The following is a 21,080-nucleotide window of genomic DNA, read 5'->3' as shown; positions in this document are numbered from 1 at the left end:
CGAAGTTGAGCGAGGGCGATGCGCAAATCATGCTTGATGGGTAGAGGCAAAAAAGATTTCCAGTTATCATGCGTCGCATTATTGAGCTAAACATGCAGCCGCAGCACGCGGCCAGGCGGAGGAACGGCCCTGATGTCTCTACCCATCTTTTTGATTGGCGCACGCGGTTGCGGCAAAACCACCGTCGGCAAAGCGTTGTCGCAGGCGTTGGGCTACGCCTTTTGCGATACCGATCACCACCTGCAACTGACAACGCAACGCAGCGTGGCGGAAATCGTTGCGACTGAAGGCTGGGAAGGCTTCCGCGCCCGTGAAACCGAATCGCTGCAGGCGGTCACTGCGCCGTTGACGGTGATTGCGACCGGCGGCGGCATGGTGCTGGCGGAACACAACTGCCGCTTTATGCAGGAGCAGGGCCGCGTCATCTGGCTCAGCGCCTCGCCTGAAGTGCTGGCGGAGCGGCTGGAGAGCCAGCCGGAAACAGCACAGCGGCCAACGCTAACCGGACGCCCGATCGCTGACGAGATGGAAGAGGTGCTGCGTGAGCGCGCCCATTTATACCGCGCGGCGGCTCATCATCAGGTTAACGCCATGCAGTCGCCCGACGGCGTGGTCGATGAAATCCTGCATTCTCTGTCACTGGCGCGCGCCAGCTAACCCTCAGATTTTTCCCGCTTTGATCCCGCTTCGGGCGGGGTTGTCTATACTTACTGTCTGGCAGGCATCAGCCTGTCTCACAGAGAGTTATTCAGCCCGGAGGGAGACCGTATGCCGACAAGACCACCCTATCCACGCGAAGCGCGCATTGTGCCGGTTGAAAAGGGCACCGAAGCCAACAAAGTGACGTCGTACGAATTACGTGCTGACCATCCTAAACCGAATTCGTTAATCAGCGAGCATGAAACGGAAGAGGAAGCGCGCGACGCCAAACTGCGTTATGAAGACGTCGAAAAAGAGTAAAACGTTGCCGCTGGCAGGGACGCCAGCCTGTAAGCCCGCCGACCCGATCTTCAATTCTGTGCAAATTTTCTGCTGAACCCGGTTTTGCACTGTTTTCTGTCCTGCCCGATCTCTCCGTCACCAGATAAAGCCCCGCTAATCATTTCTCTGCCCGTATTTTGTCCGTCTGCCAATCGACCGTGCTAAAAATTGTCACTTGACCGATTCAGCTCAACGCTTTATTTTCGACTTACCCGATTCAGGAACTCAGTTCCATATAGTGAAACTAGCAGCATGACCACACTCGAAAACGCCGCCGCGGTACTCAGATTGTTCCAGCATAAAGGCGTGACGCAGGGCCATGTCGGCCTGACGTTTAGCGAGGTGGTTGAGGCATTAACGCTGCCAAAGAGCACCGTTTCGCGTCTGCTTGCGACGATGGAGAGTCAGGGATTGCTGGAGCGGGATGCCGAAACGCGCGGCTATCACATTGGTCGCGTACTGCTGGCCGTCGCCGGGCATTATCTCTCGGCACCGCTGGTCGATAGCGTTTCCGCCGCGATGATCAGACTGGCTGAAAGCACCGGCTGCATGGGATACGTCTCTAAGCTGGCCGGACGCGAAATATTAGTCATGCGTATGTATCACGGTCGCCATTTTACCCAGATGGTGACACCGCCAGGCAGCCGGATGCCCGCTGCCGCAACCTCTACCGGCCGGGCGCTGTTAGCCCAGTTGAGCGATGAAGAGGTACAGGCGCGCTACCGTGATGACTGGCAGGTCGTTTCAGCTAATTCGCCGCAAACGCCCGACGCGCTGTGTGCCAGACTGGCTGAAGTGCGTCAGCACGGCTGGTCACTGGCACGCAATGAAACCTTGCCTGGCATCAGTTCGCTGTCAGTCATCGTGCACAACAAACATCATGGCGAAACGGTAGCGCTCTGCCTGTCGTTTCTGTCGCAGGAGACTGAGCCGGGCTACCCGCCAGCACTGCTTGACGCCTTACGCGCAACCGCCGCACAGATGGCTGAGAAGTTTGGCGCGTAACGTCACAACGATTTTATCGGCGTAATATTTCGCCACACCAGGGAAAAACAAAGGCCTTCGGGCCTTTTTCTTTTAATCTGACCGCCACTCTTTACGCAGCGCTTCGGTTGTCTGTGCGGGCCTTCCCACGTCTCAGGTGCGTCGCCGGGACGGTACGCACACGCGTCCTGCTGCCGCAACGATCAGCGTGTCAGATCAGTGAAATATAAAAACGACGTAAGCCAGCGGGCTGGCAAAACGTTATTTCATTTCGTCTGGGAAGGGAGAGGGGAATAGATGGAACGGGTAAATCCGATTAAGCACGTTGGCGTTGCGCTGGTTTTAATTTTTCTGTCGATTGCGGGTGCCATTATTGGTATTCAGTTAATCACCACCATTGGGGTGACGCCCAATACCTCAATTATCGGCGCGCTGTTTGCGATGTTACTGGCGCGCATTCCACTGCAGGCATTTCGCCGCTATCGCTCAATAGAGATTCAGAATCTGGCGCAGACCGCCATCTCCTCGGCTACTTTCGGTGCCGCTAACAGCTTGCTGATGCCAATTGCCGTCCCGTGGGCGCTGGGCGAGCCACAGCTGGTGCTGCCGCTGTTCTGTGGCGTCAGTGCCGCCATGCTGCTGGATGCCTGGCTGCTCTATCGGCTGTTTGATACCCGCGTCTTCCCGGCCAGCAATGCCTGGCCGCCGGGCGTCGCGGCCGCAGAAGCGATTAAGGCGGGCGATAGAGGCGGACGTCAGGCCTGGCTGCTGGTGATGGGCATTGTGGGCGGCATCGTCGGCGCGATGCTGAAGATTCCAATGTCCGCCTTTGGTACTGCGTTTATCGGCAACATCTGGGCGCTGTCGATGCTGGGCATTGGCTTCCTGCTGCGCGCCTATGCCCAGCCGGTGGCCGGCATTGATATTAACGCGCTCTATATTCCTCATGGCGTTATGGTCGGGGCCGGACTGGTGGCGCTGATTCAGGTGGTAATGGTGATCCGCAGCCGCAAAAATGACGCGCTGGTGGTCAGCCGTAACGGCAATGAAGTGCAGCGGGCGCTGGGACTGGGCAGTGCGGGCTATATCATTATTTCAGCGCTGCTGGCGCTGGCCGGCGGTTTGTGGAGTGAAATGGGGCTGGCCATGCTGCTGCTGTTTATTTTCTACGCCGCCTTTGCCGCCTTCGTTCACGAACTGATTGTCGGTATTGCCGCCATGCACTCTGGCTGGTTTCCGGCGTTTGCGGTGGCGCTGATCACCCTGATTATCGGTATTCTGATCGGCTTCCCGCCGCTGGCGCTTTGCCTGCTGTGCGGCTTTACCGCCGCGACCGGGCCAGCCTTTGCCGATATGGGTTACGACCTCAAGGCGGGCTTTATCCTGCGCGGTAACGGCGCGGATATGCAGCAGGAGCTGTGGGGCCGTCGTATTCAGCTGATCGCCGCAATGATCGCCTTTGTGGTCTCGATTCCGCTGGTCTGGTATGCCCACACGCTGTTCTTCACCGATAACCTGCTGCCGCCGGTCGCGCGGGTCTATGCCAAAACCATTCAGGCTGGCGCAGAGCCAGGCATCGCCGGCAACCTGCTGATCTGGGCCATCCCAGGCGCGATTATTCAGCTGATTGGTGGACCAAAACGCCAGCTGGGCGTGCTGTTAGCCACCGGTTTATTGATCAACAACGCCATGGCCGGTTGGGCGGTGGTGGTGGGTATTGCGCTGCGTATCGTGATCATTCGTGTCTGGGGTGAGCGCGGCCGATCGCCGATGGAAGTGATGGCGGCAGGCTTTATTGCTGGCGATGCCCTGTACAGCTTCTTTAATTCGTTGTTTGCCAGCAGCAGTAAGAAATAGCTAAGGATTAACCATGAGTTTACAGCAGACCTTACAGGTTTTTGAGTTACTGGATAGTGCTCTGATTGATGGGCAGCAGGTGGTGGATCTGTTCGCCGCGTATCCGCAGGTGGAAGCCAGTTTTACCCGGGTTACCGGCCCTAAAGGCCGTACCGATTTTATCCGCATCGATATTCCCGGCACCCAGGGCAAAGCCAGCGGCGGCGCTGCACCGACGCTGGGCATTATCGGGCGTCTTGGCGGTATTGGCGCACGTCCAGGCCGTATCGGCATGGTGTCAGATGCGGACGGTGCCGTGGCGGCGATCGCCAGTGCGCTGAAGCTGGCCCAGATGCAGCTCAAAGGCGATCGCCTGAGCGGAGATGTGATTGTCACCACCCACATCTGCCCGGATGCACCAACCCGTCCGCATCAGCCGGTCGACTTTATGGATTCGCCAATTGACGATGTCACCATGAATGATAATGAGGTGATGGCGGGAGTGGATGCGATTCTGTCAATCGACACCACCAAAGGTAACCGTATCATCAACCACAAGGGCTTTGCGCTGTCGCCCACGGTGAAAGAGGGTTACATCCTGCGGGTGTCTGAGGATCTGCTGCGCATCATGGAGATGACTACCGGTCGTCCGGCCGTCACTTTTCCGATTACCACTCAGGACATCACCCCCTACGGCAACGGCATCTACCATCTGAACAGCATTCTGCAACCGTCGACCGCCACCGATGTGCCGGTGGTCGGGGTCGCGATCACTGCGGAATCGGTGGTACCGGGCTGCGGTACCGGAGCCAGTCATGAGGTGGATATCGCCGCCGCGGCAAAATTTGCGGTTGAAGTGGCGAAAGAGTTTGGTCGCGAGACCTGCCACTTTTATGACGCTGAAGAATATGCGCGGCTGCTGGCGCTGTACGGCAGCCTGGGGCATTTGCGCCAGCGGAATCACTGATATGGCTAAATCTCTGGTCACCCTGACTATCGGTCAGTCACCGCGCAGCGATATTCTGCCGCTGCTGCGCCAGCATCTGCCGGACGCCGTTACCGACCATGCTGGCCTGCTGGATGGATTAAGCGCGGCCGACATCGCGGTGCAGTATGCTCCGGCGGCGGGCGAGGCGGTCCTGGTTTCCCGGCTGCAGAGCGGTGAGCAGGTACGGCTGGCGGCACCAAAGGTGGAGCAGGGATTACAGCGCAAAATCAGCGCGCTGGAGCAGGCCGGTTACGACACCATTCTGCTGCTGTGTACCGGCGAGTTCGGTACTTTAAGTACCCGGCGCGCACTGCTGCTGGAGCCGGATCGTATTATCCCGCCGCTGATCCGCGCGCTGGTGCAGCAGCAACGGGTGGGCATCGTGGTGCCGGTAGAGGAGCAGATCGTTGAACAGGCCGGTAAATGGCAGCAGTTACCGTCGCCGCCCTGTTTCGCCGTCGCCAGTCCTTATCTGGCTGATGAGCAGACGTTCGCAGCAGCAGCCCGCACTTTGCAGGCTGCTGATGTCGGGCTGGTGGTGCTGGACTGTATTGGCTATCACCAGCAGCATCGGGCCGCGTTGCAGTCGCGGCTTGGCGTACCGGTACTGCTCTCTAACCAGCTGGTGGCCAGACTGGCGGCGGAACTGCTGGGCTGACGTGAGAGATCACAAACGACCATCATTTCGCGTGACAGATCAGCGAGTTCCCTTCTACACTGCCAGACACCTTAATGTGCTGTGAGGAAGTATTATGCTCAACATTAGTGAGTATTTTGACGGAAAAGTTAAATCCATTGGTTTTGACAGTGCGAGCACCGGCCGTGCCAGCGTGGGCGTGATGGCTGAAGGCGAATATACCTTTGGTACCGCTCAGCCGGAAGAGATGACCGTGGTAAGCGGGTCGCTGAAGGTGCTGCTGCCGGGTGAAACCGAGTGGCAATGGTTTGAAGCGGGTTCGGTGTTCAACGTGCCGGGCCACAGCGAATTTCATTTGCAGGTTGGCGAACCCAGCTCCTATCTCTGTCGCTACCTGAAAGGATAAAAAAATGGCCGCAATGCGGCCATTTTCTTTCAGGGCAGCACCGGCTTAACGCTGGGCTTCGCCGCCTAATGCTTCCACCAGGTTGCTGGTCAGCGCAGCCAGTTCGCTGGTCATCAGAATAAAGTCGGCGTCAAAACGCTGAGCAAAATCTTCACGATCAATATCGTCATTCTGGTCACGCAGCGTGTCGCTGAACTTCAGGCGTTTGACTGAACCGTCGTCGGCCAGCATAAACTGAATGCGCTCCTGCCAGTCCAGCGCCAGTTTGGTCACCAGCTTGCCCGCTTCGATGTGATTAGCGATCTCATCGCACACCAGATCCTGCTTCTTGCAGCGGATCACGCCGCCATCCTCCAGAATTGCTTTCAGCTCCGCCTCATCCATCAGGGCGAAACCGGCCGGCACGTCGCCGGAGCGTACCCATTCGGTCAGGGTCAGTTCAATCGGGCTTTCCAGCGTCAGCGGCACCACCGGCAGTGAGCCGAGGCTTTTGCGCAGCAGCGCCAGAGTATCTTCCGCTTTTTTGGCACTGGCGCAGTCAACCATAATCAGGTTGTTCACCGTGTCGATCCACAGGTAAGTCTGGCTGAAGCGGCTGAAGGCACGCGGCAGCAGGCTGTGCAGTACTTCATCTTTCAGCGAATCTTTTTCGGTCTTCTTCAGCTTGCGGCTCTGCTCCGCTTCCAGCTTGTCGATTTTCGCTTCCAGCGCCTGTTTCACTACCGGAGACGGCAGGATTTTCTCTTCTTTACGGGCGCAGATGACAATCTGGCCGTTGTTTTCATGCGTCAGTGCATCGCTGCGGTTGCCCATCGGCGGTACCCAGCCGGTTTTGCTCATATCCTGACTGCCACACGGCGAAAAAGTGAAGGCGTCGAGCTGTTTTTCCATCTCGTCTGCGGACAACGGAATGTCACGATTCAGACGATAAACCATCATATTTTTAAACCACAACATCGGGATTCCTTACCGTGGCGCGATCGGGCGCACAAGTCTAACAGAGTCAGCGCGCATGATAGCGAAACATCGGAGTGGTTTCATTGCCTTTCCGGCTGGCGCCTTCTACTGTATCTTCCACCTGAACGAATAATGAGGAATAAACCGTGCGCATAGGCATTGATTTGGGTGGCACCAAGACAGAAGTGATTGCGTTATCGAACGCCGGACAGGAGCTGTTTCGTCACCGGGTCAACACCCCGCGTGATGACTATCAGGCAACGGTACAGGCGATTGTCGATCTGGTCCGCCTGGCGGAGCAGAAAACCGGGCAGACCGGCACCGTCGGCCTCGGTATTCCCGGCACGATTTCGCCCTACAGCAAGCGGGTAAAAAACGCCAACTCCACCTGGCTCAACGGCCAGCCGCTGGATAAAGATCTGGCGCAGGCGCTGAATCGTGACGTGCGCATCGCCAACGACGCGAATTGTCTCGCCGTTTCTGAGGCGGTCGACGGGGCAGGTGCCGGTCAGCCGCTGGTGTTTGCGGTGATTATTGGCACCGGCTCGGGTGCCGGGGTGGCGATCAATGGTCAGTCACGCATCGGCGGTAACGGCAATGCCGGCGAGTGGGGCCACAATCCACTGCCGTGGATGGATGAGGATGAGCTACGTTATCGGCAGGAAGTGCCCTGTTATTGTGGGCAGCAGGGCTGCATTGAAACCTTCGTCTCGGGCACCGGTTTCGCTATTGATTATCAGCGGCTGAGCGGGGTGTCACGTAAAGGCGCGGAGATCGTATCGCTGCTGGCGCAGCAGGATCCGATCGCCGAACTGGCGATGAGCCGTTACGAACTGCGGCTGGCAAAATCGCTGGCACAGGTGGTGAATCTGATCGATCCGGACGTGATCGTGCTGGGCGGCGGGATGAGCAATGTCGATCGTCTCTATCAGACCGTGCCGACGCTGATGAAAAAATGGGTATTTGGCGGCGAATGCGAAACGCCGGTGCTGAAGGCTCACCATGGCGATTCCAGCGGCGTGCGTGGAGCGGCCTGGCTCTGGCCGCTCAACGACTGATCAGCACCGAATAGCGGGGCGCGCCCTGCTATTCACCCACCAGCATGCTGTCCTGTGGCGCCCGATCGCGCTGGGCTTTGGTCGCAAGGAAGTAGAGATAGCCCACCAGCATAAAGGCGAAGAACAGCGCGCCAATGATCGGGTTAAACCACAGCATCGCCAGCAGACAGACCACCGATAACAGCAGGGCGATGCCCGGCACTATCGGGTAGCCTGGTGCACGGAAACTGCGAGCCAGCTGCGGCGCACTGCGGCGCAGCCGGAACAGGCTCAGCATACTCATGATATACATCACAATCGCCCCAAACACCGCCATGGTGATCATCGCTGCCGTCAGCGTCATTCCCTGCAAATTAATAATGCCATCGCTGTAAATCGCTGCGATCCCCAGTACGCCGCCGGTAATGATGGCGCGGTGCGGGGTCCGGAAGCGTGACAGTTTCGCCAGCCCGGGCGGCAGATAACCAGCGCGTGCCAGCGCAAAGAACTGACGTGAATAGCCGAGAATGATGCCGTGGAAGCTGGCTACCAGCCCAAACAGGCCGATCCACACCAGCATGTGCATCCAGTTAGAGTGTTCGCCGACAATCATTTTCATCGCCTGCGGCAGCGGATCGTTAATGTCTGACAGCTTGCGCCAGTCGCCCGCGCCGCCTGCCATCAGCATCACGCCGATCGCCAGCACCACCAGCGTCAGAATGCCGCTGATGTAGGCGCGAGGAATGGTGCGGGTCGGATCCTTTGCCTCTTCCGCCGCCATCGCAGCTCCCTCAATGGCAAGGAAAAACCAGATGGCGAACGGAATAGCGGCAAAAATACCGGAAAAGGCGGGCATGCCGAAGCTGTCGCTGCCGGCCCAGCCGTGCGCGGCAAAGTTGGCCAGGCTGAAACCCGGTGACACCACGCCCATAAACACCAGCAGCTCAATCACCGCCAGAACCGTGACCACCAGTTCGAACATCGCCGCCAGTTTCACGCCAAGAATGTTGAGCGTCATAAACAGCAGGTAAGCGCCGACCGCGGCGGTTTTCGGGTTAAGCGCCGGATACTGCACGTTGAGGTAGGCTCCAATTGCCATCGCAATCGCCGGCGGCGCAAAGACGAACTCAATCAGCGTGGCCAGACCGGCAATCAGCCCGCCGGTTTCACCAAAAGCGCGGCGGCTGTAGGCAAACGGCCCTCCGGCATGTGGAATCGCGGTGGTCAGCTCGGTGAAGCTGAAAATAAAGCAGGTGTAGAGCGTGGCAATCAACGCGGTGGTGACCAGAAAGCCCAGCGTGCCCGCCACCGCCCAGCCGTAACTCCAGCCAAAGTATTCACCTGAGATAACCAGGCCTACCGCGATCCCCCACAGATGCAGGGTGCCCAGAGTGGGCTTGAGTCTGTTTGTCATACTGTTATCCCCGTCGTTGTTGGTGCAGCGCGGCAGTGATACCGCACATCATGGTTTACGCTACAGTGAAGGGATAATGCCGTTGCCTTGCGGGCCGCGACTTGACGTCGGCGCGGTCAATGCTGTCCTCCACGGTCAACTCACAGGCAACAACCGGGCCAGATGCACGCTGCGGTCAACTTTGACTGCTCTGCGGTCAAGCAGCACAGGTTCTGGCAACGCATGCTGAGGTGACGCAAGTGACCAGGAGCCGGACTGATGAGCGCTAAACAATATGACAACCTGACTGATTCCCAACTCACCGCACTGGCGCAGCAGGCGCTAGGCCATTATCCCGCCGCGCTGCAGGGCACGCTGCGCCTGCTCTGTCGCTCAGAAAATGCCACCTTCCTGCTCCAGGCGGGCGGCAGACGCTATGCGCTGCGGCTGCATCGCGGCGACTACCATCAAAAAGCGGATATTCTCAGCGAACTGCTGTGGCTGGATGCGCTGCGTGAAACCGGCATTGTGGTGCCGCAGGCGGTAGCCGATAGCCAGGGCGAGCGCGTGCTGACGCTGCGTTTGCCCGACGGCGGCGAGCGTTATGTGGTGCTGTTCCACTGGATTGACGGCGAGATGCCGACCACCGAGGTGGACCCGCGCGCCTTTCAGCAGCTGGGGCAGATTACGGCCCGGCTGCATCAGCACAGCAAACAGTGGCAGCCGCCGGCAGGCTTCCAGCGCATCATCTGGGATCACCACACCATGACCAGCGCGCAGAGTCACTGGGGACGCTGGCAGGATGCGCCGCATCTGCATCCAGCCGATCACGCGATCGTCGAACAGGCGATCGCTCAGGCGGGCGAGGCGCTGGCGCAGTTTGGTAAAGGATCGGATCGTTATGGCCTGATCCACGCCGATCTGCGGCTGACCAATCTGCTGCTGCACAACGGCGAAACCCGGGTGATCGACTTTGATGACTGCGGGATGGGCTGGTATCTGCACGATCTGGCGGCCGCGATCAGTTTTGTTGAGCATCATCCGCGCGCGGCAGAATGGATCGATCACTGGATCCGCGGTTACGAGCAGGTCTCGCACATCAGCGATCGGGAGATGGCGCTGCTGCCGACGCTGCTGATCCAGCGCCGGATCCAGCTCACCGCCTGGGTGGGATCGCACGCTGAAACCGAGATGGCGCAGAGCCTGGGTACCGAATGGGCCAGCCACTCGGTACGTCTCTGTCGTCGTTATCTGGAGAGCGAGCAGTTGCCGGTGGGTGCCTGATGCACCAGAGGCGGGCGTCAGTGCGCTGCCGCAGTGCTGCCTGCCCGATGCCGGCTGGCTAACTGGCTGAAACCCGGAACAATTAAGCTGGTACGGAATTTGCTCAGTCTGACAGTGGGTGATCCCCCTGAATTCTGACTGAGGCGACCATGAATCCGATGATGATGAAACAGCCCGATGCGTTTGCTGCCTGCTCCGCTGCTGTGGGTGCCGGCAATCACGGCGTGCTGGCCGCTGCGGCCACTGGCCTGAGCGATTTTATTCATACCCGTGGCGGCGACGTTGACCGCATCTTTGGCATCAGCGGCATCGATCCGGAGCGGCTGACCAGCCCGACGCTTAGCCTCGGGCTGGTCAACTACTGTCGGGTGTTGGAAGAGGCGGCACGACACTCCGGTTTTGATAACTTCGGTTTGCACTACGGCAGGCAGTTTAAACCGCAGTCATTAGGCCTGATTGGCTATATCGGACTCTGCTCGGCCACGCTGGAGCAGGCGCTGCACAACGTAGTTAATGCCTTTCCGTGGCATCAGCACGACACGCTGACCCGGCTGGTGGACAAAGGCGAGTGCTGGCGGCTCGACTATCAGGTCCGTCACGGCGCTATTCTGTCGCGCCGTCAGGATGCGGAGCTGACGCTGGGCATGTTGATGAATCTGATTCGCCATGCGGCAGGCAAAAACTGGGCGCCGCGTGAAGTTCACTTTGAACATCCGCGCCCGGAACAGTGGCACGATCACGGTAAAGTGTTCGATGCCCCAATCTGGTTCGATCAACCGTTTAACTCGCTGGTGATCCCGAAGCGCGATCTGCTGCGCAGCATGCCGGACAGCGATCCGATGTTGCTGATGGTGATGCAGGATGCGATTCGCCGGCTTAACCGGGCCGCCTCGCAGCAGAGCCTGGCAGAGCAGGCGCGCTCACAGGTTAATCTGTCGCTGATGCAGGGCGAACCGGTGCTGGAAGAGGTGGCCGATAAACTGGGGCTATCGAGCTGGTCGCTGCAGCGGCGGCTGCGTGAAGAGGGCTGCAGCTTTACTGCGCTGGTGGATCAGGTTCGCTGCGAAATGGCCACTCACTATCTGCAGCAGAAGCAGCTGCCGATCTCTGAAATGGCGCTGCTGCTGGGTTATTCAGAAGTCAGCGCCTTCTCGCGCGCCTTTCGTCGCTGGTTTGGCATCAGCCCGCGTCAGTGGCGGCAGCATGGGCTGGCAAGCTAGTCTGGCGCGGCGCAAAGCCAAACCACGCCGGTTGGGTACGCACCGGTGGTGGCGGCAATCCCTGCGTCTGTGCTGCCAGCTGCCACGCCCGTAAGCACAACGCTTCATCTCCCTGAGTCTGCGTCACCGCATAGCGTCCACTCTGTTGCCACTCCAGCCGGACCAGGCATTGCTGGCCCGCATAGCGCGACGCATCGCTGAATTGCTGATTCAGTCGGTGCTGCATTTGATTAGTCCACTGACAGGATGCACTGTCGGGATCCTTCATCGGCTGACACAGGTTGGCGACGCTATCCCGTTGCTGTGGTTCAGAATGCTGACAGCCACTGAGCAGGGCGGCGATAATAACGCCCGGCAATATTTTCGAAATTACATTAATTAAATTCATTGAACTGACCAATTCTGATTAAAGTTCTGTTCTGCTGTTGCCGACAGTCTACAGACCGGACTGGCGAATGCTATGGCATTACTCCGACTGTCGGCAGAACCAGAATTTACCGCCCCGAGCGCGGTTTCTTATTATTTATTCATGGATTAGAAATGCAGAGAAAATATGCCGTTGCGGCACTCACCTTATTAAGTGCTTCACTGATCAGCGGTTGCGCCACCGAATCATCCCGAGCCATTGAGGCACCTCAGGTCCGCGCGGCCAGCCAGCCCGCTTACCAGGGCGTGCGCAGTCCGATTGCCGTCGGTCAGTTTGATAACCGCTCTTCGTATATGAACGGCATCTTCTCCGATGGCGTTGACCGGCTGGGCAATCAGTCAAAAACCATTCTGATCACCCACCTGCAGCAGACTAACCGCTTCAGCGTGCTCGACCGCAGCAACCTGAAAGAGTTAGAGCAGGAAGCGGACTTCAGGCGCAGCCAGCAAAATATCAAAGGCGCGAACTACATCATCACCGGTGATATCACTGAGTTTGGCCGCAAAGAAGTCGGCGATCAGCAGCTGTGGGGCATTCTCGGTCGGGGTAAGAGCCAGATCGCCTACGCCAAAGTTAATCTCAACGTGGTGGACGTCACCACCTCCGAGGTAGTGTTCAGCGCGCAGGGCGCAGGCGAATACCAGCTTTCTGCCCGGGAAATCATCGGCTTTGGCGGTACCAGCAGCTACGACTCGACGCTGAACGGCAAAGTCATGGATCTGGCGATTCGTGAAGCGGTCGATCATTTAGTGGATGGAATCAACAGCGGCGCCTGGCGTCCGGCTAAATAAGGAAGCAGTAAATGAAAATGATCACACTGGGCGGCCTGCTGATGGCGGCTGCGCTGCTGGCTGGCTGTGCGCCGAAAACGCCGAAAACCCTCTACTACTGGGGCGATTATCAGCAGCAGATTTACAGCTACTACCAGAAAGATAGCGATCCGCAGAAGCAGATCGACGCGCTGAATCTGGATGTTGAAAAAGCCCGTGCGGTAAACCAGCCGGTCGCGCCAGGGCTGCACGCTCAGCTCGGCCTGCTGTACGCCAAAACCGGTGATACCAATAAAGCCTTTAGCCAGTTCGCCATGGAAAAGCAGCTGTTTCCGGAAGCCGGCCCTTACATGGATTTTCTGATGAGTGACAAACAAGGAGTGACCCGGTGAAAAAACTGATTGCCCTGGGCGGCGCACTGGCCGTGCTGCTGCTGACCGGCTGTGCGCAGCACAAAAAACCGTATGACTACAGCGCGTTTCGCGCCAGCAAACCTGCGTCGATTCTGGTGTTACCGGCCGAAAACAAAGCTCCGGATATTAATGCCGCTCACAGCCTGACCTCGCTGGTGACCCAGCCGCTGGCCGAAGCGGGTTACTACGTGTTTCCGGTGGCGGTAGTGGAAGAGACTTTCCAGCAGAATGGCCTGACCAGCGGCAGTGAAATCCAGGCAGTCAGTCCGGCTCGCCTGAATAAGATCTTTCACGCCGACAGCGCGCTCTATATCTCGATCACCGATTACGGCAGCAGCTACCGGGTGATCGACAGCGTGACCACCGTGTCAGCAACCGCGCGGCTGGTTGATCTGCGTAGCGGCAAAGAGATCTGGCAGGGTTATGCCACCGCCAGCGACAGTGAACAGGGCAACAATAACAATGGCGGACTGGTCGGCATGCTGGTCAATGCGGCGATTAAACAGATCGCCAACAACGTCAGCGATAAAGCTCACTCGATTGCCGGCCTGACCAGCAATCGCCTGCTGGCGCAGAATGAGCAGGGCGGTTTGCTGACCGGTCCGCGCTACAGGCCGATCAGCGTCCGCTGATCGGCAACAAAGCGGGCGCTGCGGCGCCCGTTATCCCTGCGGCAACTCCAGCTGGCTGTAGCCCAGCCCGTTCATTTTCCGCACCTTGATCTGCACCGGAATCCGCTCTTTCATCGCTTCAACGTGACTGATCACACCGATGGTTTTTCCGCTGGCGTTGAGCGCATCCAGCGCGTCCAGCGCGGTATCGAGCGTTTGCGCATCCAGCGTGCCGAAGCCTTCGTCCAGAAACAGCGATTCGATACGGGTTTTGTGGCTGACCAGATCGGATAACGCCAGCGCCAGCGCCAGGCTGACGAGGAAGCTCTCGCCACCGGAGAGGGTGCGGGTATCGCGCGCCGTGTCAGCCTGCCAGGTATCCACCACGTCCAGCTCCAGCAGATCCTGCGCCCGACGCTGCAGCAGATAACGGCCATGCAGCCGGTCGAGCTGACGGTTGGCGAGCGCCACCAGGTGATCCAGCGTTAAGCCCTGGGCAAAGCGCCGGAACTTGTCGCCGCTGGCGGAGCCAATCAGATCGTTGAGCAGTCCCCACTGCGCCAGCACCGTTTCATCCTCTGCAATCTGTGTCATCAGGCTCTGCTGCTGCTGGCGCAGGCTGGCATCGCTCTGTAGCTGTTGCTGTATCTGGCCCTGCTGGCTGGCATTGTCACGAAGCGCCAGCCGCAACTGTTCCAGCTGCTGCGCCAGCGCCTCAGCCGAGGCTGGCATCGCAGCGGGCTGCGCCTGCTGGTGCGCCGCCTGCCGCTGATGCAGATCCGCCAGCCGCGTCTGTTGCTGCTGATGGTGCTGATCGATCTGCTGTAGCTGTTGACGCAGCTGCTGGGCGGTCTGCTCATCCAGCAGCGCGGCGCGCAACGTGGCTTCATCACGGAAACCGGCGGCCGTCAGCGCCTGCAGCAGTGTCTGTTCCGCCTCAGCCAGACGGGTGACGAGCTGCTGCTGCTGGCTCTCCAGCACCGCCAGCTGGCCCTGCAGGCTGCTGACTCCGCTTTGCGCCCGCTGTAACCCCTCCTGCTGCTGTGCGAGCTGCGCCTCATGCTGGCGGATGCTGGCCTGCATCTGCTGGCGGGCCACGGTGACCTCGCGATCGCCAAACAGGGCCTGACGCTGCTGGCGCATCTCGTCGAGCCGGGTTTGATGATGGTGAAGTTGCTGCTGCTGAGTAGTCAGCTGCTGCTGTTCACGTTCAGCCTGTTGTTGCAGCGCGGTCAGCTGAGTTTCGCCGCGCAGCAGCTGCGGCTGCAGGTTAGCGAGTAATTGCTCACTTTCCTGCCAGCGCTGCCAGCGGGACTGCTGAACAGCCAGCCAGGATTCTCGTTCAGCGGCGGCAGGCAGGCTCAGGCCATGCTGGCTGAACTGCTGCTGTACCGCGTCCTGCAACTGCTGCCAGCTCGCCTGTTCCTGCTGCTGGCGCTGTTGCAGCGCGCTCAGCGCCTGCTGCAGGTTATCCAGCGACTGCTGTGCCAGCTGTTCGGCCTGCAGATGCTGCTGCCAGGCCTGCGACTGCTGAAGATGGTGATCTTTTGCCGCCTGACGGGCCTGCTCAGCCGCCTCCAGCGCCTGCCGCTGCTGCTCAAGCTGCTGTTCGCGTTGATTTTGCTGCTGCTGCCACTGGGTCAGTGCGTCGCGATCTGACAGGGTGAAGGTAAGTGCCAGCTCACCGCTGAGCGCCTGCCATTGCTGCTCCAGACCAACAAGCTGCCGCTGGGTTTCGGCAATGTCGTCGCGCAGCGTCTGCTGCTGGATCGCCGACTGCTTTAACTGTTCGTTTTTGGCGGTACCCGCCTCGCGTAGCGCATCGACCTGCTGTTGCAGGGCAGCGCGTCGCTGTTGATTGGCGCTGATTTCCAGCGTGCTGTAGCTGGCGACTGCCGGATGCGTGCAGGAGCCGCACAGCGGACAGGGCTGGTCTGGTGTGAGCCGGGCGCGATACTGCGAAAAATCGGCAATCTGCTGCTCCAGCGCGCAGATTTTATCGACATCATCCAGCTGCTGTTTCTCGCGTTTCCATCTTTCGCGCAGGCTGTGTAATTCCGCCTCCGCCTGCTGGTGAGCTTTTTCCAGCCCGGCCAGCTGCTGCTGGCGCTGACCAAGCTGCTGATGCAGCGGGTGCCACTGGGTAGAAAGCAGTAACAGCTGCTGCCGCGCCGCGCGGCGACTGTGCAGCTGGCTCAGCGCCTCTCGCAGCGCGGCTGGCGGATGCTGCTTCTGCAGCGAAGTTAGTACTTGCTCCGCTTGCAGCAGCGCCTGAGCGGCGGCCTGCTCAGCCTGCTGGCGTGGTAATGCCTGCTTAGCCTGCTGTTCCCGTTCTGCTTGCTGCGCCGCGATTTTCTGCTGTTGTTGCTGCTGCTGTTGCGCCAGTCCGGCGAGGGTCGCCTCGCGCTGCGCCAGCTGGGCAAATCGTTCCTGCCACAGCGGCAGCGATGCGCCCCATTGCGCCATATCGGCTAACTGCTGACGCAGGGTTTGCTGCTCCGCGATCGCCTGTTGTAAGACGGTAAGCTGGTGAGTCTGATCGGTCAGCATACGTTGAGTCTGATCGCACTGCTGCTGCTGGCGATCTTTTTCCTGCTGCTGCTGCGTCAGCTGCTGTTGCAGCGCCTGCAGTGACTGATCCAGCGGCATCACCTGTTCGGTCAGCAGGCTCTCCTGTTGCTGCTGTTGCTGGCGTGCCTGTTCCGCCGCGGCCTGGGCGGTGGCATAGTGCTGCTGCTGGCGTTGCTGTTCAGCCAGCGCCTGCTGGTGTGCGTCGGACAGCTGCTGCTGCTGACTGCGTACCTCACGCAGCGCATTCGCCCGTTCGTCACGCTGCTGCAGGGTAGCCCGCAGCTTTTCAGCCGGTTCGCTGCGCGCCAGCCGCTGTCGGTCCGCTTCAGCGGCCTGCGCCGCCGCCTCCGCCTGTTGCAGCGCCTGGCGGGTCTGCGCGATATCCTGCTGGAGCTGCTGCGCCTGTTGCTGCCACTGCTGCTGCTGCTGGGCGTGCTGATAGTCACGGCTCAGCGTCTGTTCCGCCGCGCTCAGTTGCAGCATCTGCTGTTGCAGCGCGGTGCGCGTGTCGTCATCCAGCAGCGCCATGGCTCCCGCCCGGCTGCGCAGCAGGTCGAGCGCGGTTTTTGCCTCTTTGTGACGTTCATAGATTGCGGCGGAAATCTGGCCGTAAATTTCGGTGCCGGTCAGCTCTTCCAGCAGTTCGGCCCGTTCGCTGGCTTTGGCGTTGAGGAAGGCGGCAAACTGCCCCTGGGACAGCATCATTGAGCGGGTAAAACGCTCAAAGTCGAGGCCGGAAAGGGTCTCAATCAGCCTCAGTTTGTCACCGACCTTGTCGGCGACGATGGTATCGTCGGCACAGCGCGCCAGCTCAACCCGCGGCGCCTGCAGTTTGCCGTCGGCGGTGCCGCGTGCGCGGTTCTGGCTCCAGAAGGCGCGCCAGGCTTCGCCTTTGATCTCAAATTCCACTTCAGCCAGACACTCGGCGCAGTCGCGGGTCATCAGCGCATTCTGGCTTTGGGAGATGGCGCCGAGACGCGGCGTCTGGTGATAGAGCGCCAGGCAGATGGCATCCAGCAGCGTGGTTTTGCCTGCGCCAGTGGCACCGGTAATCGCGAACAGCCCGTTACTGGCGAAGGGTTCAGCGCGGAAATCGATAAACCATTCACCGCGCAGTGCATTAAGGTTTTTAAACCGTAGCGTGAGGATCTTCATTGTGGTTCCTCAATGTCGGCCAGCGTCTGGCGGAACAGGGTGGTCATCTGATCGATCTGCTGCGGTTGCAGTTCACTATCCAGCGCCAGGCGACGGGCAAACACCTCTTCCACTTTCAGTTCGCTCAGGGTTTCGTTATCGAGTCGCGCCAGGCTGTGCTGACGCTGCTCGCGGCTGCGGCGTAACAGCAAAACCTCAACCGGCAGTTCTGCGGTCAGGGTTTCCACCTGACGCTGCAGATCGCTGAGGTACTCCTGAGTGGTGACTTCAATATCCAGCCAGGTCGGTTTTTCCTGCTGCATGTCGCTGAAATCGCTGAGCTGCTGCGCGATCTGCGCCAGTGAACCTTTCAGCACCTGCATCGGCTGCACCTGCGGCACCACCAGCGGCGTCACCGCTTGCAAACCGCGCGGGGTGAAGTCCAGCAGGAAGACGCTTTTTTCACTGCCCAGTTCATCAAAACTGAGTGGAATCGGCGAGCCGCTGTAACGAATGTGCTCAGTGCCCGCCACCCGCTGAGCGCGGTGAATGTGGCCGAGCGCGATGTAATCCACGTCCGGGAACGCGGAGGCCGGGAAGGCGTCCAGCGTGCCGATATAGATGTCACGCACCGAGTCGCTCTGGCTGACGCCGACGGTGGTGAGGTGACCGGTAGCCACGATTGGCAGAGCCGGCTCCAGCGCCCGCGCAGCAGCCACGCGCTGCTGATAATGGTGAGCAATCGCCTCCAGCAGCGAGGTCTGCTTGTCGCGTCCGGACTGTCCGGCGCGGCTGCGCAGAATATCGCGCGGTCGCAGATAAGGAATGGCGCACAGCAGCACGCCCGGCTCGCCCTGACGGGTGGTGAGCAGCAGCACATCGCTGTTGGTCTGAGGCGTGGCGATCACCCGGGTATTCAGGCAGGCGAGCAGTTCGCGTGACTCATTGAGCGTCGCCACCGAGTCGTGATTGCCCGCCAGCACAATCAGCTGACAGCCGCTGGGCTGCAGCGCCACCACAAAGCGGTTGAACATTTCGCGCGCGTAGCTGGGCGGGGTGCCGGTATCGAACAGATCGCCCGCAACGATTAACGCATCCACCTGATGCTGTTCAATCTGGATCAACAACCAGTCAAGAAACGCCTGATGTTCCGCCGCCCGACTCTTGTTGTAAAAGAACTGCCCCAGATGCCAGTCCGCAGTATGAATGATGCGCATAAAACTCCCTGCCGTTGTAATTCGCCCGACGATTATACTGGCTCTGCGGCCAAAGCGAAAAATTGTCGCTGCGCTGTCATAATTGATTACCACTGGCCTGAATGAGCGGTTATGTTTTTCATAAAAGTGTCACAAATCTGACGCATAATGGCGCCGCGAATCTCAGTGACAGCCGTCATATCAGCAGGAGTAATAATGGCTAAGCGCATTTTGGTTGTGGAAGATGAAGCCCCAATCCGTGAAATGTTGTGCTTTGTTCTGGAGCAGAACGACTATCAGCCAATTGAGGCGGAAGATTATGACAGCGCAGTGGGTAAGCTGATTGAACCCTGGCCCGATCTGATTCTGCTGGACTGGATGTTACCCGGCGGCAGCGGCATTCAGTTTATTAAGCATCTGAAACGCGAAGCGATGACCCGCGATATTCCGGTGATGATGCTCACCGCACGTGGTGAAGAAGAGGACCGGGTGCGTGGGCTGGAAGTCGGCGCTGACGATTACATCACCAAGCCCTTCTCGCCAAAAGAGCTGATGGCGCGCATCAAAGCCGTCATGCGCCGTATTTCACCGATGGCGGTGGAAGAGGTGATTGAGATGCAGGGACTGAGTCTGGATCCCTCCTCGCATCGGGTGATGTCCGAAACCACGCCGCTGGAAATGGGCCCTACCGAATATAAACTACTGCACTTCTTTATGACGCACCCGGAGCGGGTTTACAGCCGCGAGCAGCTGCTGAACCATGTCTGGGGCACCAACGTGTATGTCGAAGATCGCACCGTCGATGTTCACATTCGCCGTTTACGTAAAGCGCTGGAAGTCTCCGGCCACGATCGCATGGTACAAACCGTCCGTGGAACAGGGTATCGTTTCTCTGCCCGCTACTAAACGGAGTTTTCACCGTGCTGGAACGCCTCTCCTGGAAGAGATTACTGTCAGAACTGCTGCTGGCGTGTCTGCCTGCGCTGCTGCTTGGCCTGCTGTTCGGTTATCTGCCGTGGCTGCTGTTGCTGAGCGTACTGGCGGTGCTGCTGTGGCATTTCCACAACCTGATGCGCCTGTCGCACTGGTTGTGGCTCGATCGCACTATGACGCCGCCGGCTGGGCGGGCCAGCTGGGAACCGCTGTTTTACGGGCTCTACCAGATGCAGTTACGCAACCGGCGGCGGCGGCGTGAACTCGGCAACCTGATTAAACGCTTTCGCAGCGGCGCTGAGTCGCTGCCAGATGCGGTGATCCTCACCACCGAAGAGGGCACCATTTTCTGGTGCAACGGGCTGGCGCAACAGCATCTCGGGCTACGCTGGCCGGAAGATAATGGCCAGAACATCCTCAACCTGCTGCGTTATCCGGAATTCTCGCGCTATATCCGCCAGCGTGACTTCGACAAACCCCTGACGCTGGTGCTGAATAACCAGTACCACATGGAATTTCGCGTCATGCCCTACAGTGAAGGGCAGTGGCTGCTGGTGGCGCGTGACGTCACCCAGATGCACCAGCTGGAAGGGGCGCGCCGTAACTTCTTTGCCAACGTCAGCCATGAACTGCGTACCCCGCTGACGGTGCTGCAGGGCTATCTGGAGATGATGAATGACTCGGTGATGAACGAGCGTTCACGCGGCAAGGCGCTGCATACCATGTCGGAGCAGACGCGCCGCATGGACAGCCTGGTCAAGCAGCTGCTGACGCTGTCGCGGATTGAAGCTGCGCCCGCGATCGATCTGAAAGAGAAGGTCGATGTGCCGGTGATGCTCCGGCTGCTGCAACACGAGGCCGCCACCCTGAGCGGCGGACGTCACGACATCCATTTCCATACCGATCCGCATCTGAAAGTCTTTGGCAACGATGAACAGCTGCGCAGCGCCATCTCCAACCTGGTCTACAACGCGGTAAACCACACGCCGGAGGGCACGCGCATTGATATCAGCTGGCTGCGCAGTAAGCAGGGCGCAACGTTTCGGGTGTGCGATAACGGACCGGGCATTGCGGCTGAACATATTCCCCGTCTCACCGAGCGTTTCTACCGGGTCGATAAGGCGCGATCGCGGGCGACCGGCGGCAGCGGACTGGGGCTGGCGATCGTGAAACATGCCCTGAGCCACCATAATGCGCGGCTGGATATCACCAGCGTGCCGCATCAGGAGACCTGTTTTACCTTTACCTTGCCGGCAAGGTTGATTGTCAGCAGTGGGATGCAGGAGAATGCCCTCCATTAAT

At 59.3% G+C, this 21,080-nt stretch carries 20 protein-coding genes; 15 read left to right on the top strand and 5 right to left on the bottom strand.

All coding sequences use genetic code 11. The features are described 5' to 3' along the window. The first annotated feature begins 132 nt into the window (after positions 1-132). The 7 genes from aroL (at position 133) to ppnP (ending at position 5,832) form a co-directional block, all read left to right on the top strand. Positions 133-657, top strand: a complete 525-nt coding sequence (gene aroL / locus AABB92_RS10425) for a shikimate kinase AroL (protein WP_031377595.1) — start codon at positions 133-135, stop codon at positions 655-657. Positions 658-768: 111 nt separating this feature from the next. Next, positions 769-960, top strand: a complete 192-nt coding sequence (locus AABB92_RS10420; RefSeq protein WP_031377596.1) for a YaiA family protein — start codon at positions 769-771, stop codon at positions 958-960. A 273-nt stretch (positions 961-1,233) separates the two neighbouring features. Continuing rightward, the gene (locus AABB92_RS10415) at positions 1,234-1,986 is read left to right on the top strand and encodes an IclR family transcriptional regulator (RefSeq protein ID WP_031377597.1); all 753 of its coding nucleotides are present in this window, start codon (positions 1,234-1,236) and stop codon (positions 1,984-1,986) included. A gap of 276 nt (positions 1,987-2,262) precedes the next feature. Continuing rightward, positions 2,263-3,822, top strand: coding sequence for an OPT/YSL family transporter (locus AABB92_RS10410; RefSeq protein ID WP_031377598.1), 1,560 nt, complete (start codon positions 2,263-2,265; stop codon positions 3,820-3,822). Between the two features lie 13 nt (positions 3,823-3,835). Then, positions 3,836-4,768 carry a DUF1177 domain-containing protein gene (locus AABB92_RS10405; RefSeq protein WP_031377599.1) on the top strand — a complete coding sequence of 311 codons (933 nt, stop codon included), beginning with the start codon at positions 3,836-3,838 and terminating at the stop codon, positions 4,766-4,768. A gap of 1 nt (position 4,769) precedes the next feature. Continuing rightward, a complete protein-coding gene (locus AABB92_RS10400) occupies positions 4,770-5,447 on the top strand; it encodes an AroM family protein (RefSeq protein ID WP_031377600.1) in 678 nt (225 codons plus the stop codon). Between the two features lie 94 nt (positions 5,448-5,541). Continuing rightward, positions 5,542-5,832 (top strand): pyrimidine/purine nucleoside phosphorylase, encoded by a 291-nt coding sequence (ppnP, locus tag AABB92_RS10395; protein ID WP_031377601.1) that lies wholly within the window; start codon positions 5,542-5,544, stop codon positions 5,830-5,832. Between the two features lie 45 nt (positions 5,833-5,877). On the opposite strand, the gene rdgC is transcribed toward ppnP, so the two are convergent. Continuing rightward, the gene (gene rdgC, locus AABB92_RS10390; RefSeq protein ID WP_031377602.1) at positions 5,878-6,789 is read right to left on the bottom strand and encodes a recombination-associated protein RdgC; all 912 of its coding nucleotides are present in this window, start codon (positions 6,787-6,789) and stop codon (positions 5,878-5,880) included. Positions 6,790-6,935: 146 nt separating this feature from the next. On the opposite strand from rdgC, the gene mak reads away from it, so the two are divergent. Beyond that, entirely contained in the window at positions 6,936-7,847 is a 912-nt protein-coding gene (gene mak, locus AABB92_RS10385) for a fructokinase (RefSeq protein ID WP_031377603.1), read from the top strand. 28 nt (positions 7,848-7,875) lie between these two features. Here the strand turns inward: mak and eat are convergent, their stop codons facing one another. Next, positions 7,876-9,240 (bottom strand): ethanolamine permease, encoded by a 1,365-nt coding sequence (eat, locus tag AABB92_RS10380; RefSeq protein ID WP_031377604.1) that lies wholly within the window; start codon positions 9,238-9,240, stop codon positions 7,876-7,878. 258 nt (positions 9,241-9,498) lie between these two features. Between eat and AABB92_RS10375 the strand changes: the two genes are divergently transcribed. Together AABB92_RS10375 and qhpR are read left to right on the top strand one after the other, a co-directional pair. Further along, a complete protein-coding gene (locus AABB92_RS10375; RefSeq protein ID WP_031377605.1) occupies positions 9,499-10,503 on the top strand; it encodes a phosphotransferase enzyme family protein in 1,005 nt (334 codons plus the stop codon). 149 nt (positions 10,504-10,652) lie between these two features. After that, positions 10,653-11,723, top strand: a complete 1,071-nt coding sequence (gene qhpR / locus AABB92_RS10370) for an AraC-like transcriptional regulator QhpR (RefSeq protein ID WP_082097592.1) — start codon at positions 10,653-10,655, stop codon at positions 11,721-11,723. On the opposite strand, the gene AABB92_RS10365 is transcribed toward qhpR, so the two are convergent. Continuing rightward, positions 11,683-12,111 (bottom strand): cell envelope integrity TolA C-terminal domain-containing protein, encoded by a 429-nt coding sequence (locus tag AABB92_RS10365; protein ID WP_031377607.1) that lies wholly within the window; start codon positions 12,109-12,111, stop codon positions 11,683-11,685. The two genes, qhpR and AABB92_RS10365, sit on opposite strands and share 41 nt — an antisense overlap. Before the next feature lie 152 nt (positions 12,112-12,263). Here AABB92_RS10365 and AABB92_RS10360 point away from each other — a divergent pair, with 152 nt between their 5' ends. Genes AABB92_RS10360 through AABB92_RS10350 form a run of 3 tightly spaced genes read left to right on the top strand, consistent with a single transcriptional unit; the run spans position 12,264 to position 13,965 of the window. Further along, positions 12,264-12,941 carry a CsgG/HfaB family protein gene (locus AABB92_RS10360; protein ID WP_046288493.1) on the top strand — a complete coding sequence of 226 codons (678 nt, stop codon included), beginning with the start codon at positions 12,264-12,266 and terminating at the stop codon, positions 12,939-12,941. Between the two features lie 11 nt (positions 12,942-12,952). Next, positions 12,953-13,312 (top strand): DUF4810 domain-containing protein, encoded by a 360-nt coding sequence (locus tag AABB92_RS10355; RefSeq protein ID WP_031377608.1) that lies wholly within the window; start codon positions 12,953-12,955, stop codon positions 13,310-13,312. Then, positions 13,309-13,965, top strand: a complete 657-nt coding sequence (locus AABB92_RS10350) for a DUF799 domain-containing protein (protein WP_031377609.1) — start codon at positions 13,309-13,311, stop codon at positions 13,963-13,965. Before AABB92_RS10355 ends, AABB92_RS10350 begins: the two co-directional genes overlap by 4 nt. A 30-nt stretch (positions 13,966-13,995) precedes the next feature. Here the strand turns inward: AABB92_RS10350 and AABB92_RS10345 are convergent, their stop codons facing one another. Both AABB92_RS10345 and sbcD read right to left on the bottom strand, forming a co-directional pair. Then, on the bottom strand, positions 13,996-17,670 hold the full coding sequence (locus AABB92_RS10345) for an AAA family ATPase (RefSeq protein WP_046288492.1): 3,675 nt from the start codon (positions 17,668-17,670) through the stop codon (positions 13,996-13,998). Next, a complete protein-coding gene (gene sbcD, locus AABB92_RS10340) occupies positions 17,667-18,866 on the bottom strand; it encodes an exonuclease subunit SbcD (RefSeq protein ID WP_031374704.1) in 1,200 nt (399 codons plus the stop codon). Before sbcD ends, AABB92_RS10345 begins: the two co-directional genes overlap by 4 nt. A gap of 195 nt (positions 18,867-19,061) precedes the next feature. Between sbcD and phoB the strand changes: the two genes are divergently transcribed. Both phoB and phoR read left to right on the top strand, forming a co-directional pair. Beyond that, positions 19,062-19,751, top strand: coding sequence for a phosphate response regulator transcription factor PhoB (phoB, locus tag AABB92_RS10335; RefSeq protein WP_003852491.1), 690 nt, complete (start codon positions 19,062-19,064; stop codon positions 19,749-19,751). Between the two features lie 14 nt (positions 19,752-19,765). Continuing rightward, positions 19,766-21,079 (top strand): phosphate regulon sensor histidine kinase PhoR, encoded by a 1,314-nt coding sequence (gene phoR, locus AABB92_RS10330; protein ID WP_031374703.1) that lies wholly within the window; start codon positions 19,766-19,768, stop codon positions 21,077-21,079. Position 21,080: the final 1 nt, after the last annotated feature.

This window comes from Pantoea brenneri (assembly GCF_038594305.1).
Classification (GTDB): Bacteria; Pseudomonadota; Gammaproteobacteria; order Enterobacterales; family Enterobacteriaceae; genus Pantoea; species Pantoea brenneri.
The sequence above is the reverse complement of the archived record's forward strand: the minus strand, read 5'-3'. Positions and strand labels throughout refer to the sequence as shown.

What these genes read in the sequence shown, in the direction of transcription:
- AABB92_RS10375 (WP_031377605.1), top strand. Translation starts at nt 9,499, where the DNA reads ATGAGCGCTAAACAATATGACAACCTGACTGATTCCCAACTCACCGCA.
- qhpR (WP_082097592.1), top strand. Translation starts at nt 10,653, where the DNA reads ATGAATCCGATGATGATGAAACAGCCCGATGCGTTTGCTGCCTGCTCC.
- eat (WP_031377604.1), bottom strand. Translation starts at nt 9,240, where the DNA reads ATGACAAACAGACTCAAGCCCACTCTGGGCACCCTGCATCTGTGGGGG.
- AABB92_RS10400 (WP_031377600.1), top strand. Translation starts at nt 4,770, where the DNA reads ATGGCTAAATCTCTGGTCACCCTGACTATCGGTCAGTCACCGCGCAGC.
- AABB92_RS10355 (WP_031377608.1), top strand. Translation starts at nt 12,953, where the DNA reads ATGAAAATGATCACACTGGGCGGCCTGCTGATGGCGGCTGCGCTGCTG.
- aroL (WP_031377595.1), top strand. Translation starts at nt 133, where the DNA reads ATGTCTCTACCCATCTTTTTGATTGGCGCACGCGGTTGCGGCAAAACC.
- ppnP (WP_031377601.1), top strand. Translation starts at nt 5,542, where the DNA reads ATGCTCAACATTAGTGAGTATTTTGACGGAAAAGTTAAATCCATTGGT.
- AABB92_RS10360 (WP_046288493.1), top strand. Translation starts at nt 12,264, where the DNA reads ATGCAGAGAAAATATGCCGTTGCGGCACTCACCTTATTAAGTGCTTCA.
- AABB92_RS10415 (WP_031377597.1), top strand. Translation starts at nt 1,234, where the DNA reads ATGACCACACTCGAAAACGCCGCCGCGGTACTCAGATTGTTCCAGCAT.
- sbcD (WP_031374704.1), bottom strand. Translation starts at nt 18,866, where the DNA reads ATGCGCATCATTCATACTGCGGACTGGCATCTGGGGCAGTTCTTTTAC.
- rdgC (WP_031377602.1), bottom strand. Translation starts at nt 6,789, where the DNA reads ATGTTGTGGTTTAAAAATATGATGGTTTATCGTCTGAATCGTGACATT.
- AABB92_RS10420 (WP_031377596.1), top strand. Translation starts at nt 769, where the DNA reads ATGCCGACAAGACCACCCTATCCACGCGAAGCGCGCATTGTGCCGGTT.
- AABB92_RS10410 (WP_031377598.1), top strand. Translation starts at nt 2,263, where the DNA reads ATGGAACGGGTAAATCCGATTAAGCACGTTGGCGTTGCGCTGGTTTTA.
- phoB (WP_003852491.1), top strand. Translation starts at nt 19,062, where the DNA reads ATGGCTAAGCGCATTTTGGTTGTGGAAGATGAAGCCCCAATCCGTGAA.
- AABB92_RS10345 (WP_046288492.1), bottom strand. Translation starts at nt 17,670, where the DNA reads ATGAAGATCCTCACGCTACGGTTTAAAAACCTTAATGCACTGCGCGGT.
- AABB92_RS10365 (WP_031377607.1), bottom strand. Translation starts at nt 12,111, where the DNA reads ATGAATTTAATTAATGTAATTTCGAAAATATTGCCGGGCGTTATTATC.
- AABB92_RS10405 (WP_031377599.1), top strand. Translation starts at nt 3,836, where the DNA reads ATGAGTTTACAGCAGACCTTACAGGTTTTTGAGTTACTGGATAGTGCT.